We start from the raw sequence: 15,939 nt of genomic DNA, 5'->3' as shown, positions 1-15,939 counted from the left end.
GTCACCACCTCGTCGTGTTCGGCTCGAAACCCTCGACGTACCTGCGCATGTAGGTCACGTCGTCCCGCTTGGTCAGTCCACATCGGACGTAGTTTTCGTGCAGGCGCGCCAGCGCGTCCTCGTCCAGCTTGACGCCGAGACCCGGGGTCGTCGGCACGGGCACGGCGCCGTCGCGGAACGCCAGCACGCCCGGCTCGATGACGTCCTCCACTTTCCACGGCCAGTGCGTGTCGCAGGCGTAGGTCAGGTGCGGCGTCGCCGCGGCGACCTGCACCATCGCGGCCAGGCTGATGCCGAGGTGGCTGTTGGAGTGCATCGACAGGCCGACGCCGAAGCTCTCGCACGTCGTCGAGAGCGACTGCGTCGCGCGCAGGCCGCCCCAGAAGTGGTGATCGGACAGCAGCACACCGATCGCGCGCGCCCGGAAGCCCGGGTCGATGTCGCCGAAGTTCACCACGCACATGTTGGTGGCCAAGGGCATCGACGCCTGTTCGGCGACCCGGGCCATGCCCTCGATGCCCGGCGTCGGGTCTTCGAGGTACTCCAGGACGCCGTCCAGTTCGGCCGCCACCCGGATGCCGGTCTGAGGCGTCCACGCGCCGTTCGGGTCGATCCGCAGCGGGTGCCCGGGGAACGCGTCGGCCAGCGCGCGGATCCCGTCGACCTCCTGGCCGGGCTCGAAGACCCCGCCCTTCAGCTTGATCGAGCGGAAGCCGTACTCGTCGATCATCCGCTTCGCCGAGCCCACCAGGGTTTCCGGCGTGGTGATCTCGCCCCAGGAGTCTTCCCGGCCGTCGACGTGCTTGCCGTACTTGTAGAACAGGTACGCCGAGAACTCGACGGCGTCGCGCGCCTTGCCGCCGAGCAGGTCGGTGACCGGGCGGCCGAGGTACTGCCCCTGCACGTCCAGGCACGCGACCTCGAACAGCGAGTAGACGCTCGCGACGGTCTTGCGGATGGAGAACCCGCCGATCAGCCCGTGCGCGTCGGTCAGCACCGTGCCCGACAGCGCCCGGGCGACCAGCCGCTGCAGGCCGGGCAGGTCGAACACGTCGTGGCCGCGCAGCAGCGGCAGCACCTTGCGGACCTCGCCGAGGAACGCGTCGTCGCCGTAGGACTCACCGAGCCCGACGAGGCCGTCCTCGCACTTCACCTGCACGACGCTGCGCAGCGCGAACGGCTCGTGCACGCCCATGACGTTGAGCAGCGGCGGGTCGGCGAACGCGACCGGCGTCAGCACCACATCGAGGATCTTCATCAGCCCAGCGCCTTCAGCGTCACGAAGCCGTCCTCCACGACCTTCTCGAGCCGGTGGATCTGCTCGGGCGTCGGCTCGACCAGCGGCGGGCGGACCGGGCCGACCTTGTCGCCGCGCAGCCGGGCGGCGGCCTTGACCAGGGACACGGCGAAGCCGGGCGTCTCGTCCCGCAGCGCCACCAGCGGCAGGTAGAAGCCGGTCAGCAGGGCGTCCATCACGCGGGTGTCGCCCTCGCCGAGCGCGCGGTGGAAGCGGTGCGCGATCTCGGGCGCGAAGCAGTGCACTGCCGAGGAGTACCGGGCGACGCCGATCGAGGCGTACGCCTTGGCGGAGACCTCCGCGGTCGGCAAGCCGTTGAAGAACAGGAAGTTCCGGGCCCGCTCGGTGTCGAGCGACCGGATCGTGGTGACGATCCGCGTCATCACCTCGACGTCGCCGTAGCCGTCCTTGAGGCCCACGATCGAGGGAATGTCGAGCAGCGAAGCCGCGGCCGGCGCACCGAACACGCCGGTGCCGCGGTGGTAGACGATCACCGGCACCGACGAGTCGCCGACGGCGTAGCGAACGAAGTCGACCAGCCCCGCCTGCGGCCCGGAAACGAGGTACGGCGGCAGCAGCAGGACGCCGTCCGCGCCCCCGGCCTGGGCCGCCGCGACGCCGGCCCGCGCCGACGCCGCGCCGCCGCCGGCACCCACCCAGACCGGGACGCGGCCGGCGGCCACCTCCCGGGACCGGGTGAGCACCGAGGCGTGCTCGGCGGGCGAGAGCGAGCTGAACTCGCCGGTGCCACACGCCACGAACAGCGCACCGGCACCCGCCGCGATGTGGCTCTCCACGTTCTCCGCGAGCGCGTCGAGGTTGACCTCGAGGTCCTCGGTGAACGGGGTGAGGGGGAACGCCAGCAGGCCGTCCAGCTCGATCTCGTTCTGTACCATCAGTTTCTGCTCTCTCGTCCTTTTTCGGTTGCGGCCGGGTGTGGCCAGCGTCCGGGCCGCCCCGCGCGGAAGCGGACCCGGCACGCGTCGGTCAGGCGGGCACGGTCGTGCCCGCCTTCCTGCGGTCGACGTCGTCGTCGGAGTTCACGGTGTCGACGATCCCATCGGTGACCGCGCCACGCTCGGGCGCGGCCGGCCCGAGGCCGACGGAGCGGGCGAGCGAAACCATCGCCACGGTGCGCGAGCAGAATCCGGTCGGCAGCCGGCCGCCGGCGGCGAAGGAGTCCTTCACGGCGCCGACGCGGTCGGGCGACCGCCGGCCGGGCACGGTCGTCCCCGCGCGGGTGCGCGTTCGGTCGAGTGCGGGCACCGCGGCTCCTTCCGCGTCCACGATGGTGAGGCCTCGGCAACCATGTTCACATCTATGAACGGAGTCTGTTATGGTGACTATGTTCATCCATAAGAACGTCGTTCGGGACGCTAATATGGCCGGAGTCACAAGTCAACGGCCGGACGGAGGCGCGCACATGCCGCAGAAGGTGGACAACCCGGTAGCGGTCGACGGCGCTCCCGCCGAGTCGTCGGGAGTGAAGTCCGCACGCCGGGCCGTCGACCTCATCGAGACCTTCGCGGCGAACGACGTCTGGCTGTCCCTTTCGGACCTCCACGCGCGCACGGGCTTTCCGCGCTCGTCCCTGCACGGCCTGCTGCGGACGCTGCTGGAGGCCGGCTGGCTGGAGGCGGACGCCAACACCGCCCGCTACCGCCTCGGCGTCCGGGCCCTGATCTGCGGCACGGCCTACCTGGACCGCGACGCCGTCGTCCCGTTCGCCACCGAAGCCCTGGAGCGCATCCGGGAGAAGACGGGCTTCACCGCGCACTTCGCGCGCCGCAACGGCACCGAGGTCGTCTATCTGGAGACGCGCGAATCGCAGCGGTCCACGCACCTCGTCTCCCGCGTCGGGCGCACGCTGCCCACGCACGCGACGGCACTGGGCAAGGCGCTGCTGGCCGAGCTGACGCACGACGAGATCGAGAAGCTGATGCCGGCGTCGCTGACCGCGCTGACCCCGAACACGATCACCACGCTCGACGCCCTGCACGCCGAGTGCGCCGCGACCCGCGAGCGCGGGTACGCCGCCGAGATCGAGGAAGGCACGCTGGGCGTCCGGTGCGTCGCCGCGGTGATCCCCTACCGGATCCCGGGCACCGACGCGATCAGCTGCTCGATGCCGATCTCCCAGGTGACCGACGCCGACGCCCAGCGCGTCGGCGAGCTGCTCGCCGAAGTCACCGCCGAGCTCGGGCAGCAGCTGCGCCGGGCCGGAATTCGCTGACCGCCGCCCTTACCGAGAGGAATTCCATGACGGACCAGCGTGTGCTCATCACCGGGTCGGCGGGGGTCGTCGGCACCCTGATGCGCCCCCGCCTCAAGCGCGAAGGCCGCGTGCTGCGCCTGCTCGACCTGGCTCCGCAGACGGCGTCGGACGCCTCCGAAGAGATCGTGACGGCGTCGGTGACCGACCCGGCGGCGATGGCGTCGGCGTGCGAAGGCGTCGACGCGCTGATCCACCTCGGCGGCCACAGCCGCGAGAACTCGTGGGAAGCGACCCTCGACGTCAACGTCAACGGCACGCACACGGTGCTGGAAGCCGCGCGGGAGGCGGGGATCTCCCGGGTCATCCTGGCGTCGAGCAACCACGCGGTCGGCTTCCGGCGGAACGACTCCGACCTCCCCGCCGACTCGTCCCCGCGCCCGGACACGTACTACGGCGTCAGCAAGGCGGCGATCGAGGCGCTGGGCAGTCTGTACCACTCGCGGTTCGGCATGGACGTGATCGTGATCCGGATCGGCTCGTGCTTCGAGACGCCGTTGCCGCTGGGCCCGCGCGGCCTGACGACGTGGCTCTCCCCCGACGACGGCGCCCGGCTCTTCGAAGCCTGCCTCTCCGCGCCGTCGCCGGGCTACCGGCTGATCTGGGGCGTCTCGGACAACACGCGCCGGATCTACTCCCTGAAGGAAGCCGAAGCGCTCGGCTACAAGTCGTACGACGACGCCGAGGTGTACGCGGACCAGCTGGCTTCGCAGCCCGCGCCCACCGGCGCGGCGGCCGAGTACGTCGGCGGCCCGTTCTGCACCGCTCCCCTGGGCGTCTTCAACCCGCTCTGACGATCTTGCGGAAGCCGCGGAGGTACTAGTACCTTCGCGGCTTCCCCGTCGTCCGGGCCGCCGCCAGGGTGGCCGCATGATCTCGAGATCCGGCCGCGCGCGGAAGTGGACGATCGTCGTGGCGAGCGTGCTGGTCGTCGTCATCGCCGGTGCGTACGTGCTGCTGCAGGTCGCGGATTCGCGGACCTTCCAGTTCTTCGGCACGCTCGTGAACCGCGTCGACACCACGGAAAAGGTCGTCGCGCTCACCTTCGACGACGGCCCGGACCCCGCCGGGACCCAAGCGATCCTCGACACGCTGAAGAGCCGCCAGGTGCCCGCGACCTTCTTCCTCATCGGCCGCGAGATCGCCGCGCACCCGGACCTCGCCCACGACATCGCCGCCGCGGGCCACGAAATCGGCAACCACAGCTTCAGCCACGACCGGATGATCGGCGTGACCCCCGCCTGGGTGGCCGACGAGGTCGAGGCCACCGACGCCCTCATCCGCACCACGGGCTACTCCGGCGAGATCCTGTTCCGGCCGCCGAACGGCAAGAAGCTCTTCGCCCTGCCGCACTACCTGGCGTCGCACGACCGCACCACGATCACCTGGGACGTCGAACCGGACTCCGACGGCACCCCGGACGCCGCGACGGTCATCGCGGCGACGGTGAGCCAGGTCCGGCCCGGCTCGATCGTGCTGCTGCACGCGATGTACGCCTCCCGCGAGCAGACCCGGCAGGCGATCGGGCCGGTCGTCGACCAGCTCAAGCAGCGCGGCTACCGGTTCGTGACCGTGTCGCAGCTGCTGGCAGCTCGACGCTGACGACCCACTCGCCGTCTCGCGGCCCGTGGGTCAGCACTCCCCCGGCCGCCGCGGCCTGCTCTGCCAGCCCCGCCAGCCCGTACCCCTCGCCGGCCCGTGGAGTTCCTTTCACCGGGTTGCGGGCGGTGATCGTGAGCCGGTCCCGCACCTCGACGTCGAGCCGCAGCCGGACGCCGGGGCCGTTGTGCCGCAGCGCGTTCACCGCCGTCTCCGCGACGAACCGCTCGGCCAGCTCCCGCACCGGACGCGCCAGCGCGGGCAGGACCGGGTCGCGGTCGAGGACCAGGCCCGCGGTGCGCAGCCGGGCCAGCACCTCCGCGAGGTCCGGGCCACGTTCGGCGTCGTCGCGCAGGTCGTCGAGCGTGCGGCGGACGAGCGTCAGCCCGCCGCGGCCCGCCGCCAGCAGCGTGTCGAGGCGTTCGCGGTCGGCGTCGGTCAGGTCGCCGACCGCGCGCAGCGTCTCGGCCTGCACCAGCATCACGGCCGTGGTCTGGGCGAGCGTGTCGTGCAGCCGCCGGGCCGCGCGTTCGGCCCGGTCGGCGAGCGCGCGCCGGCGTTCGGCGCCGAGCAGCCAGGCGACCGCGCAGATCGTCACGGCCAGGACGGTGCCGTCGAGCGGCCCCTTCGCCGGCAACACGGCGCCACCGACCACGAGCGCCGCCGCGGCGGCGAGCGCGCGCTGCGGCGTGCTGTAGAGGGCGAGCAGCACCGGCACGTACATCGTGTTGCGCGGGTGGTCGAGCAGCAGGTGCCCGGCCGTCGCGAGGGTGACGGCCACCAGCACGGCGGCGGGCGCGCGGCGTGACCACAGCAACGGGACGAGTTGCACCGCGCTGAGCAGCGCCGCGACCCAGCCCTGGTGCGGGCTCCAGGCGCCGCCGGCGAAGAACACCGCCGCGGCCGCGGCCGTCGTGACGAGGGACTGGCGCATGTGCCCGACAGTAACTTCGGGACACTAGAGTGCCGAGCATGATCAGGGTTCAGGTCGTCGACGACCACGCGCTGGTGCGCGAGGGCATCGCCCTGATCCTGGGCGCGCGACCGGACCTCGACGTCGTCGCGCAGTACGCGAGCGGCCCGGAGCTGCTCGGCTCGACCGTCGAGGCCGACGTCGTGCTGCTCGACCTCAACCTGCCCGGCATGGACGGCCTCGAGGTCCTGCGCCGGCTGCGGCCCCCGGCGCCGCGCGTGCTCATGCTGACCACGGGCGGCCGGCCCCGCGAGATGCGCGAGGCGCTCACCGCGGGTGCGGCCGGGTTCGTGCTCAAGGACGCCGGCGGCGACGAGCTGGCGGCCGCCGTCCGGGCCGCGCACCAGGGCGTGACCGCGCTGAGCCCCGCGGCGGCGGCCGCGCTGACCGCGGGCGGCATCCTGACCCCGCGGGAACGGGACGTGCTGGAGCTGCTCGGCGAAGGACTGTCCAATCGGGACATCGCGGCGCGGCTGCGGCTGGCCGAGCGGACGGTGAAGGTGCACGTCGGGAACGTGCTGGCCAAGCTGGGCGTCACCAGCCGCACGCAGGCCGCGCTCGTGGCCAGGGACCGGTGATTTCGTCGTGGTGCGCGGAGCACCTCGGGAGCGTCCCGGTCGAGGTGCTCTTCGAGCGCCGTTCGCTGTCGGAGGTGGTCGGGCTGCGGCTGGCCGACGGCCGCGAGGTCGTGGTGAAGGCCCGCGAGCACGACGGCCGGGCCGCGTCGTGCGTCGCCGCCCAGGAACGGCTGGCGGAGCGCGGGTTTCCGTGTCCGCGGCCGCTCACCGCGGTGTCCGTCGCCGACGGCCTGGCCGTGCACGCCGAGGAGTACCGGCCCGGCGGGGCGGTACTGCGCGGTGACTCGCCGGACGTCGCCGCGCGCTACGCGGCGGTGTTCGCGCGGCTGATGACCGAGCTGGCCGGGATCCCGGTCGCGCCGCCGCTGCCGAACCCGCGCTGGGCACGCTGGGACCACCGGGATCCCGGGTTGTGGCCCGCCATCGGCTTCCTCGACGAGCGGGACCAGGGCGTGGTGCCGGCGTACGTCGTCGCGGCGGCGGTCCGGGCCCGGGCGCGGCTGCTGGTCGCGGACCTGCCGTGCGTGCTGGGCCACGCGGACTTCGAGGCGCAGAACCTCCGCTGGCACGACGACGTCTGGGCGGTGCACGACTGGGACAGCCTGGCGTGGCAGCCGGAGGCGGCCCTCGTGGGCGCCGCCTCCGGGACGTTCGCCGGCGACTCGCCGTCCACGCTCGCCCCGATCGAGAGCTCAGCGGCGTTCCTGGTTACCTACCAGGACCTCCGCGGCCGCCGGTTCACCGCGCAGGAGCGGGAGATCGCGTGGGCGGCGTCGCTCTGGCCGGCACTGCACAACGCCCGCTGGGAGGCCCTGCACGGCGATCCGCCGGTGTGCGGCGACGCGGTCCGCGCCCAGGCCGCCGAACGCCTGCGCCGGGCGAACCCGTGAGCTGGCGCCCGTACGCGTGCGTGTCGCGGGTTTCCTCGCCGCGGCTGGTGCTGGACATCTGACGCGCGAGCGGTCCCCCAGGTACGCGAGCCGTCCGTCCGGGTACGCGAGGCGTCCGGCTGGGTACGCGTACCATCGCGGGCAGCCTCGACGTCGAGGAGGCAGGCGTGGGCGAACTCGGGCTGGGCGACACCAACGGCATCCTCGCGCTGCCCTGGGTCCGGCCCGAACGGACCAGTGCCGGGCTCGGCTGGGACCGGGTCTACGTCTCCAAGCAGCGGGAACGTCCCTACCGCGCCGCGTTCGCGCCCGCACGCAGCCACCAGCTGATCCTGCACCTCGACGGTCCGGTGACGGTCCGGCGCGGCGTCGGGACCCCGCGCGAACGCAGCCGCCGGATGCCCGCCGGCGGGCTGTTCCTGCAGCCGTCGCACGCGGACCTGTCCGTCGAGCTCGGCGGGGAACTCGAAACCGTGCACGTGTACGTCGCCGACGACGCCGTGCAGGAGGCCGCCGGCGAGCACGCACCCGTCCGGCTCGCCGAGGAACTCGGCAGCACCGACCCCCTGCTCGAACAGCTGGTCCTCAGCCTCGACGCCGTCGTCCGCGACTGGGAGCCGAGCGCCCGCACGTACGCCGACCAGCTGGGTGCGCTCGTCGCGGCCCAGCTGGTCCGCCGCCACTACGCCGGCCCGGGCCGCGAGCCCGCCCCGGCGCGAGGCCTCTCCGACCGGCAGTTCGCCCAGGTCCGCGACCTGATGGCGGAGCGCCTGGCCGAACCGGTGCCGCTGGCGGAACTGGCCGCGCTCGCCGGACTGAGCGTGAGCCAGTTTTCGCGCCAGTTCAAGGCCCGCACGGGCCTGCCCCCGCACCGCTTCCTGCTGCGGCTGCGAGTGGAGCAGGCCGGCCTGCTGCTGCGCACGGGCGACGACCCGATCGCCGACATCGCGGCCCGCTGCGGCTTCTCCCACCAGGAGCACTTGACGCGAGTCCTGCGCGCCCAGCTCGGCACGACCCCGGCAGCCCTGCGCCGGGCAGGCTGACTCGCAACTCGCGTGATCGAAGCCGTCACCAGCGTGATCGGAGCCGTGACCGGCGTGATTGGGGCCGGAACTCGCGTGATCGAAGCCGTGACTCGCGACTTCCGGCCCTAATCACGCGAGTCCCGGCCCGAATCACGCGAGTCCCGGCCCGAATCACGCGGGTTCCGGCTTCGATCACGGTGCCGGGGTCTGCGCTCGCCAGCGGGCGACACGCGCGTTTCGTGCCGCCTCGCAGCACGAACGTGCAGGACCGCGGCCCCCGGCGTCCGGATACTCGCCCCATGACCTCGTTCACCTACGCCGCGAACCCCGTCCGGGTGGTCTTCGGCCACGGCACGCTCGGCACCCTCGGTGACGAGGCACGCCGTCTCGGGCTGAGCCGCGTTCTGCTGGTCGGCAGCCCGCGGTTCGCCGACCGGGCCGCCGACGCGCTCGGGCCGCTGCTGGCCGCGCGCTTCGAGGACGCCGCCATGCACACCCCCGTCGACGTCACCGAACGCGCGCTCAAGGTCGTCGCCGAGCACGACGTCGACGGCGTCGTCGCGATCGGCGGCGGCTCCGCCACCGGGCTGGCCAAGGCCATCGCCCTCCACACCGACCTGCCGCAGCTGATCGTCCCGACGACGTACGCGGGCTCCGAGCTCACCGACGTCCTCGGGCAGACCGCCGACGGCCGCAAGACCACGCGGAAGTCGCCCCAGGTCCGGCCCGAAACCGTCCTCTACGACGTCGACCTGACGCTCGGGCTGCCGGTGCCGATCTCCGCCGCCAGCGGGCTCAATGCGCTCGCCCACGCCGTCGAGGCCCGCTACGCCCCGGACGCCAACCCGATGACCGACCTGCTCGCGGCCGAGGCGACGAGGCTCCTCACGAGTGCGTTGCCCCGCCTGGCCGCGAATCCGTCCGATGTGGACGCCCGCACCGACGTCCTGCGCGGGGCCTGGCTGGCGGGCACCTGCCTCGACGCCGTCGAGATGGGCCTGCACCACCGCCTCTGCCACCTCCTCGGCGGCAAGTTCGGCCTGCCGCACGCGGAAACGCACGCCGTCCTCCTCCCGTACGTCATGGCGCACAAGGGCCTCGACGACGCGGACGACGTCTTCGCGCTCGCCGCGAGCCTGCCGATCCCGCACTCGCTCGGCGAACTCGGGCTCACCGAAGCGGACATCGCCGACGAACCGGAAGCGGAGCTGCTGCGTCAAGCGATCAACGGCACCCGCCCCGCCGCGCGCCCGAGCCTCAAGGCGCTCACGAAACAGGTCGTCGACAGCTTCGCCGCCGCGCCGGACCGCGTCCGCGAACTCCTCACCGACCTCGTCGAGACGCTGCACGGCTACGCCATCCGCACCGACCTCACGCAGGACGAGTGGGAGTACGCGATCGGCTTCCTGACCCGCGCCGGGCACATCACCACCGACACCCGGCAGGAGTTCATCCTCCTCTCGGACACCCTGGGCGTGTCGAGCGTCGTCGACGTCCTGACGAACTCGCGGACGCCGGACACCACGCCGTCGGCCGTGCTGGGTCCCTTCTACGTCGAAGGACCACCCGAAACCCCGCAGGGCGCCGACATCGCCGACGGACTGCCCGGGACTCCCCTGTGGACGGACATCCGCGTCACCGACACCGGAGACCGGCCGGTCCCGGACGCGATCGTCGACGTCTGGCAGTCCAATGAGGACGGTTTCTACGACGTCCAGCTGCCCGACGTCGACGGCCCGGTGCTGCGCGCCCGGTTCCGCACCGACGCCGAGGGCCGGCTGCGGTTCCGGACGATCGTGCCGAGCGCGTACCCCATTCCCGCCGACGGCCCCGTCGGGCAGCTGCTCGACGCCGTCGGGCGGCACCCCTACCGCGCGCCGCACGTGCACTTCATGATCGCCAAGCCGGGCTACCGCACCCTGATCACGCAGCTGTTCGTCGCCGGCGGGGAGTACCTCGACTCCGACACCGTGTTCGGCGTCAAGGACGGCCTGATCGTCGACTTCGGCGAGCAGCCCGGTGGAACCGGACGGCGGCTCGACTTCACGTTCCGCATCTCCGGGAGCAGCGAATGAGCTACGACACCGACGTCATCGTGGTCGGCAGCGGCCCGGCCGGCGGCTCCGCCGCGCTGCTGCTCGCCACCTACGGCGTGCCGACCGTGCTGGCCACCAAGTACGGCTGGATGGCCAACACGCCCCGCGCGCACATCACCAACCAGCGCACCATGGAGGTGCTGCGCGACCTCGGCGTCGAAGACCAGGCCCTGGCCGTCGGCACGCCGCCGGAGCTGATGGGCGACACCGTGCTCTGCACGTCCCTGACCGGCCCGGAGATCGGCCGCATCGCCAGCTGGGGCACCGGCGACGCCTCGGCGTCGGAGTACGCCGCGGCCAGCCCGTGTCACATGATCGACCTGCCGCAGACCTACCTCGAGCCGATCCTGGCGAGCGAAGCCGCCGCGCGCGGCGCGAAACTGCGGCTGGACACCGAGTTCCTCGACTTCACGCAGGACGAAGACGGCGTCACGGCCCGCTTCCTCGACCGCGTGCGCGGCGACGAGTTCACCCTGCGCGCCAAGTACCTGATCGGCGCGGACGGCGCGCGCAGCCGCGTCGCCGAGCAGGCCGGCCTGCCGATCGCCGGGCAGACCGGCAAGGCGGGCAGCATGAACATCACGTTCACCGCCGACCTCGGCCCGTACGTCGCGCACCGGCCGAGCGTCCTGTACTGGGTGATGCGGCCCGGCGCGCACCTCGGCGGGATCGGGATGGGCCTGGTCCGGATGGTGCGGCCGTGGAACGAGTGGCTGCTGACCTGGGGCTACGACATCGAGCAGGCCCCGCCGGAGGTCGACGTCGAGGAGGCGACGCGGCTCGTGCGCGATCTGGTCGGCGACCCGGACCTCGACGTCGAGATCACGTCGACGTCGCTGTGGACGGTCAACCACAACTACGCGACGGAGTACCGCAGCGGCCGGGTGTTCTGCGCCGGGGACGCCGTGCACCGGCATCCGCCGTCCAACGGGCTGGGCTCGAACACGTCGATCCAGGACTCCTACAACCTCGCGTGGAAGCTCGCGATGGTGCTTCGCGGCGAAGCGGGCGAAGGGCTGCTGGACAGCTACAGTGCCGAACGGGCGCCGGTGGGCAAGCAGATCGTCGACCGCGCGAACCTGAGCCGCGACCAGTTCGGGCCGATCTTCGCCGCGCTGGGCATCACCGGCGACACCGACGCCGACGGCGTCACCGCCGGGCTCGAGACCTGCCTCGCGCCCACGGCCGAGGGCGCGCTGAAACGGCGTGAGCTGGCGAAGGCGATCGAGCTGAAGCACTACGAGTTCAACGCCCACGGCGTCGAGCTGGACCAGCGGTACTCTTCGGGCGCGGTGGTGCCCGACGGCGTCGTGGCGCAGCCGGACCGCGATCCCGAGCTGTTCCACCAGCCGAGCACCGAGCCGGGAGCGAAGCTGCCGCACGCGTGGCTGGTGGGCCCGCACGGGCGTCGGGTGTCCACTTTGGACCTCGTCGGCGGCGGCCGCTGGACGGTGTTCACCGGGCTGACCGGCACGCCGTGGCGCGACGCGGCGGCCAAGGTGGGCGCCGACCTGGGCCTCGACCTGCGCGCGGTGCGTGTCGGCGATCCCGAAGGCCGCGACGCGTACGGCGACTGGTCCCGTCTCAGCGGCATCGACGAGGACGGCTGCCTCCTGGTCCGCCCGGACGGCTACGTCGCCTGGCGCCACCGCACGTCGTCCCCCGAAGCAGCGAAGTCCCTCCTGGACGCCTTCCGCCACCTCCTCGACCGTGATTGAAGGGGCATCACGCGTGATCAGAGAGGCATCGCACGTGATTGGAGGGGCATCGCACGAGATGCCCCTCCAATCACAGGTGATGCCCGCTCAATCACGCGTGCTGCCCGTTACCGCACGGCTCACGGGGTCGTGACGTGGGTGAAGGTGACCGGGATCTTCGGGGGGCCGCTGCCGTCGCCCATGCCCGGCTTCGACGGGTCGATGCCGCCGCGGGCGACGTTGTCCAGGACGCCGAGGCCGGCGTCGTCGATGCTGCCGAACACCGTGTACTCCGGCGAGACCTGGACGTCGCCGAAGACCACGAAGAACTGGGAGCCACCCGAGTCGGGCTGGGACGTCTTCGCCATGGCGAGGACGCCGCGGCCGTACGTCAATTCGGGGAACACCTCGTCGCGGATCGTGTAGCCGGGGCCGCCGGTGCCGTCGCCGATCGGGTCGCCGCACTGGAGCATCTGCAGGCCGGCCGTCACGGACAGCCGGTGGCACGACGTGCCGTCGTAGAAGCCTTGCTCGGCCAGGCTCAGGAAGTTGACCACGGTGCACGGGGCGAGCGCCCGGTCGAGCGTGAGGCCGATGTCGCCGGCGCTCGTCGTCAGGCGGACGGACACCGTGCCGGACGACGACACGGGGCCGTCGGGCGGCGGCACGACCTTCTTCGGCGCCGGTGACGTCGGATCCGGGGTGAAGGCGCAGGTCACCGGGTCGGCCAGGGGCTTCGGGCGCTTCGGCATCGGGGCACGGCCGCCGCTCGGCACCTCCGCCGGGGCACTCGAAAGGGCGGTCGCCGGGGACGCGGACGTGGGCTGCGCCGTGCCGATGGCGCCCTTGGCGTCCGGTTCGCGCAGGAACCCGGGATAACCCCAGGCCAGGAAGGCCAGCGCCATCAGGATGACGACGACGACCGACCCGATGATCAGCACCACGGCGGCGGGCGACGTCTTCTTCGGCGGCACCGGCGGCTGCCACTGCGGGTACGGGAATCCTGGCTGGTGGGGCTGCTGCGGATACGGGTACCGAGGCCCGCTCGCCTCCGGCCGCTCCCCCGGTGCCCCCGGCTGGTTCATCCGCGCTCCCCTCGTACGCCGCCCATTGTGCCGCGAAGACCTCCTCCCCGGGCGGGATTCCGGGAAGGAGGCGCGGACCAAGGCAAACGCGGAGGGCCACTCGAAGACCGGCGACCGACCCGTTCAGCTCACGGCAACCCCCACGGCGCGCTCGCCCCGCCGGGCACGACCGGCCGCACCCCGAAGTCCGGCCGGTCGCCCCTCCGGTACACGAAAGCGTCCTCACCCCGCCCCAGCTCGACCTGGACGTCCCCGGTGGCCAGCCGCCGCCAGCGCCGCGGCCGGCCTCGCGCGTCCGTCACCGCCAGCTCACCCTCGATGCCCGGCCGCAGCACGCACGGCGCCCCCGCCTCGCTGTGCACCTTCAGCCACCGGGTCTTCCCGCCCGACCGCGACGCGCTGAGCAGGAACGCGCCCTCGGTGCGGAAGTCCCGCAGCGCGATGTCGCCCCAGGCCGCGGGGACCGCCGGGAACAGCCGGACCACCCCACCCCAGCTCTGGACCAGCATGTCCTGCACGGACTTCGCCGCCGACAACGGCGTCTCGATGACCGGCCCGGACTCCTTGTACATCGTGTTCGGCTGGATGTAACGCCGTTGCAGCTCGCCGAGGTAGAACGCCGCCTGCTCGCCGCGCAGCATCTGTGCCGAGATCGACGCCGCCCCGGTGAACGTGTAGCCCTGCAGCGCGCCTTCGAAGCCGACCCAGTGGTTCAGCGACGTCTCGATGATCTGCCGGTGCTCCGGCTGCTCCCACGTGACGTCGTAGAGCGGGTAGATCTGCAGCAGGTGCGAATAATGCCGGTGCGACTTCGCGAACGGCACACCCGCGCCGATCATGTACCCGTTCGCGTCGGCCGGGTAGTCCACCAGCGAAGCCAGGACGTCCCGCCACTTCGGTGCCAGTGGATCGCCGGGCGCGGTCTGCAGCAGCGTCTTGCACCCCCAGCGGATGAGCGAGAGGTCGTAGTTGCAGTTCGGCGCGTCGACGCCGTACTCGGGCGAGAACGTCGGCGGCAGGTGCAGCTTGCCGTCCTGGCCCGGCGCGAGGAAGTGCAGGTAGTAGTTGATCGCCTTGCGCAGCAACGGGAACAGCGTGCCGTACAGCAACGTCCGGTCCATCGTGTGGCGGTAGGACAGCCAGACGTTGTGCAGTGCCCAGGTCAGGTTGCCGACCTCCGGTGTCGGCGGGTCCTGCCCCGGGACGCCGACGGGGAACCCGCTGGTGGCGTTCGAGACGCCGTTGAGCAGCGTCATGTCGGTCGTGCGCGGGATGCCCGCGGAGTCGGCCTGGTACGGCGTCGCGACCTGGCTCGTCAGGTTGCTCCGGTACTTGTCGAGAGCGTAGCTGACGGCGTCCAGCTCCAGGTGGTTCGAGCCGTGGATCAGCCAGTACTCGAGCTGGACGTTGAGGTTCCACCACGTCGCCGGCCACGGCGTGTTCTCCAGCCACGGCCCGGACGTCGCCATCACCGGCGCCTCCCGCCGGGCCGCCGACGCGACCTTGTACAGCTGGATCCAGTAGAAGCTCTGCAGCCGGGTGTCCGGAATGGACAGGAAGCTCGCCCGGTAGTAGTCGTGCCACCAGCGCCGGTGGTCCTGGGTCAGCTCGGCGAAGACGGAAGCCCGGCGGACCGTCGCGAGCGCCCGCGCCGCAGACGTCTTCGCCGGGTGCGACCACGCGACCGACGTGTACAGCGTGCGCGTGCCACCGCGCGCCACCTCCCGCCAGGCCGTCACGTGCTCGCCGCCGGCCAGCAGCGGCTGGACGGCGAGCTGCGCGTCCCCGCTGCCGCTCAGCTGCACCGGCGGGTTCGCGGTGTACCCGGCCGGCGGCGGCTTGCCCCACACCGGGTCGGCACGCGGGCTGACCGCGACGGCCGGGTGGAACACCCACTTGAACGCGCGTTCCCCGTCGGACGGCCGGATCTCGACGGCCAGCAGCGACTGTCCGGTGTGGACGATCGCGCGCAGGCGCAGGCTGCCCGCGGCCGTCGTGATCGTGCCGGTCAGCTCGGCGTTCCACAGGTCCATCCGCCAGTCGACCGCGGTGATCGCGCCGACCGGTTCGAGCGTGAAGTACCCGATCGGCAGCCGGGCCAGGCCGAACAGCGAGCCGAACTCGGGGCGGTGGTCCTGGACCTGGCTGTGCTGGACGTTGAACCGGATCGCGTTCCGCCCGGGCTCGGCGTAGATGCCGGAGCCGAGGAACCCGTTGCCCAGGAACGGTCCCTCGTACCAGGTCTTCGGCAGCCGCCGCCAGTACAGATCGGCGGTGCCGAGGAACCCGGCCCAGCCGAAGTCGTCGCTGCCGGGCACGTCGGCGAAAGCGGGCGTGATGCCCGCCGCGCCGGCCGCGATCCCGGCGACCGCGCCACCGAGCACGGTCCTTCGGGTGATGACCATTGCGACCTCCTTGTCGAAAGCG

The 15,939-nt window shown here is 72.3% G+C and carries 14 protein-coding genes; 8 read left to right on the top strand and 6 right to left on the bottom strand.

Features of this window, described 5'->3' with window-relative positions:
* Position 1: 1 nt before the first annotated feature.
* The 3 genes from OG738_RS28115 to OG738_RS28105 all read right to left on the bottom strand — a co-directional run bounded on the left by OG738_RS28115 (position 2) and on the right by OG738_RS28105 (position 2,563).
* Entirely contained in the window at positions 2-1,258 is a 1,257-nt protein-coding gene (locus OG738_RS28115) for a glucarate dehydratase family protein (RefSeq protein WP_329045356.1), read from the bottom strand.
* Positions 1,258-2,193 (bottom strand): 5-dehydro-4-deoxyglucarate dehydratase, encoded by a 936-nt coding sequence (locus OG738_RS28110; RefSeq protein ID WP_329045355.1) that lies wholly within the window; start codon positions 2,191-2,193, stop codon positions 1,258-1,260. Before OG738_RS28110 ends, OG738_RS28115 begins: the two co-directional genes overlap by 1 nt.
* A 91-nt stretch (positions 2,194-2,284) precedes the next feature.
* On the bottom strand, positions 2,285-2,563 hold the full coding sequence (locus tag OG738_RS28105; protein ID WP_329045353.1) for a hypothetical protein: 279 nt from the start codon (positions 2,561-2,563) through the stop codon (positions 2,285-2,287).
* Positions 2,564-2,720: 157 nt separating this feature from the next.
* Between OG738_RS28105 and OG738_RS28100 the strand changes: the two genes are divergently transcribed.
* From OG738_RS28100 to OG738_RS28090, 3 genes are all read left to right on the top strand, one after another.
* Positions 2,721-3,530: an IclR family transcriptional regulator gene (locus tag OG738_RS28100; RefSeq protein ID WP_329045351.1), complete on the top strand. Its 810-nt coding sequence runs from the start codon at positions 2,721-2,723 to the stop codon at positions 3,528-3,530.
* 26 nt (positions 3,531-3,556) lie between these two features.
* Complete coding sequence (locus OG738_RS28095; RefSeq protein WP_329045349.1) at positions 3,557-4,363, top strand: NAD-dependent epimerase/dehydratase family protein; 807 nt, start codon at positions 3,557-3,559, stop codon at positions 4,361-4,363.
* A gap of 76 nt (positions 4,364-4,439) precedes the next feature.
* On the top strand, positions 4,440-5,171 hold the full coding sequence (locus tag OG738_RS28090) for a polysaccharide deacetylase family protein (RefSeq protein WP_329045346.1): 732 nt from the start codon (positions 4,440-4,442) through the stop codon (positions 5,169-5,171).
* On the opposite strand, the gene OG738_RS28085 is transcribed toward OG738_RS28090, so the two are convergent.
* The gene (locus tag OG738_RS28085; protein WP_329045345.1) at positions 5,113-6,102 is read right to left on the bottom strand and encodes a histidine kinase; all 990 of its coding nucleotides are present in this window, start codon (positions 6,100-6,102) and stop codon (positions 5,113-5,115) included. The two genes, OG738_RS28090 and OG738_RS28085, sit on opposite strands and share 59 nt — an antisense overlap.
* Before the next feature lie 38 nt (positions 6,103-6,140).
* Between OG738_RS28085 and OG738_RS28080 the strand changes: the two genes are divergently transcribed.
* The 5 genes from OG738_RS28080 to OG738_RS28060 all read left to right on the top strand — a co-directional run bounded on the left by OG738_RS28080 (position 6,141) and on the right by OG738_RS28060 (position 12,448).
* Positions 6,141-6,719 carry a response regulator transcription factor gene (locus OG738_RS28080; protein ID WP_329045343.1) on the top strand — a complete coding sequence of 193 codons (579 nt, stop codon included), beginning with the start codon at positions 6,141-6,143 and terminating at the stop codon, positions 6,717-6,719.
* On the top strand, positions 6,716-7,609 hold the full coding sequence (locus tag OG738_RS28075) for a phosphotransferase (protein WP_329045341.1): 894 nt from the start codon (positions 6,716-6,718) through the stop codon (positions 7,607-7,609). The genes OG738_RS28080 and OG738_RS28075 overlap by 4 nt, the downstream gene beginning before the upstream one ends.
* Before the next feature lie 167 nt (positions 7,610-7,776).
* Positions 7,777-8,652 carry an AraC family transcriptional regulator gene (locus OG738_RS28070; protein WP_329045338.1) on the top strand — a complete coding sequence of 292 codons (876 nt, stop codon included), beginning with the start codon at positions 7,777-7,779 and terminating at the stop codon, positions 8,650-8,652.
* A gap of 281 nt (positions 8,653-8,933) precedes the next feature.
* Complete coding sequence (locus OG738_RS28065; RefSeq protein WP_329045336.1) at positions 8,934-10,709, top strand: maleylacetate reductase and hydroxyquinol 1,2-dioxygenase domain-containing protein; 1,776 nt, start codon at positions 8,934-8,936, stop codon at positions 10,707-10,709.
* Positions 10,706-12,448, top strand: coding sequence for an FAD-dependent monooxygenase (locus OG738_RS28060; protein WP_329045335.1), 1,743 nt, complete (start codon positions 10,706-10,708; stop codon positions 12,446-12,448). The genes OG738_RS28065 and OG738_RS28060 overlap by 4 nt, the downstream gene beginning before the upstream one ends.
* 119 nt (positions 12,449-12,567) lie before the next feature.
* Here the strand turns inward: OG738_RS28060 and OG738_RS28055 are convergent, their stop codons facing one another.
* A complete protein-coding gene (locus tag OG738_RS28055; protein WP_329045333.1) occupies positions 12,568-13,512 on the bottom strand; it encodes a peptidylprolyl isomerase in 945 nt (314 codons plus the stop codon).
* Positions 13,513-13,640: 128 nt separating this feature from the next.
* Positions 13,641-15,917, bottom strand: coding sequence for a glycosyl hydrolase family 95 catalytic domain-containing protein (locus OG738_RS28050; RefSeq protein ID WP_329045331.1), 2,277 nt, complete (start codon positions 15,915-15,917; stop codon positions 13,641-13,643).
* Positions 15,918-15,939 lie beyond the last annotated feature (22 nt).

The organism is Amycolatopsis sp. NBC_01488 (assembly GCF_036227105.1).
In the GTDB taxonomy this organism is placed as follows: Bacteria; Actinomycetota; Actinomycetes; order Mycobacteriales; family Pseudonocardiaceae; genus Amycolatopsis.
The sequence above is the reverse complement of the archived record's forward strand: the minus strand, read 5'-3'. Positions and strand labels throughout refer to the sequence as shown.

Excerpts from the sequence above, each read along its gene's own strand:
- OG738_RS28085 (WP_329045345.1), bottom strand. The coding sequence starts at position 6,102 with ATGCGCCAGTCCCTCGTCACGACGGCCGCGGCCGCGGCGGTGTTCTTC.
- OG738_RS28110 (WP_329045355.1), bottom strand. The coding sequence starts at position 2,193 with ATGGTACAGAACGAGATCGAGCTGGACGGCCTGCTGGCGTTCCCCCTC.
- OG738_RS28080 (WP_329045343.1), top strand. The coding sequence starts at position 6,141 with ATGATCAGGGTTCAGGTCGTCGACGACCACGCGCTGGTGCGCGAGGGC.
- OG738_RS28090 (WP_329045346.1), top strand. The coding sequence starts at position 4,440 with ATGATCTCGAGATCCGGCCGCGCGCGGAAGTGGACGATCGTCGTGGCG.
- OG738_RS28100 (WP_329045351.1), top strand. The coding sequence starts at position 2,721 with ATGCCGCAGAAGGTGGACAACCCGGTAGCGGTCGACGGCGCTCCCGCC.
- OG738_RS28050 (WP_329045331.1), bottom strand. The coding sequence starts at position 15,917 with ATGGTCATCACCCGAAGGACCGTGCTCGGTGGCGCGGTCGCCGGGATC.
- OG738_RS28065 (WP_329045336.1), top strand. The coding sequence starts at position 8,934 with ATGACCTCGTTCACCTACGCCGCGAACCCCGTCCGGGTGGTCTTCGGC.
- OG738_RS28060 (WP_329045335.1), top strand. The coding sequence starts at position 10,706 with ATGAGCTACGACACCGACGTCATCGTGGTCGGCAGCGGCCCGGCCGGC.
- OG738_RS28095 (WP_329045349.1), top strand. The coding sequence starts at position 3,557 with ATGACGGACCAGCGTGTGCTCATCACCGGGTCGGCGGGGGTCGTCGGC.
- OG738_RS28115 (WP_329045356.1), bottom strand. The coding sequence starts at position 1,258 with ATGAAGATCCTCGATGTGGTGCTGACGCCGGTCGCGTTCGCCGACCCG.
- OG738_RS28055 (WP_329045333.1), bottom strand. The coding sequence starts at position 13,512 with ATGAACCAGCCGGGGGCACCGGGGGAGCGGCCGGAGGCGAGCGGGCCT.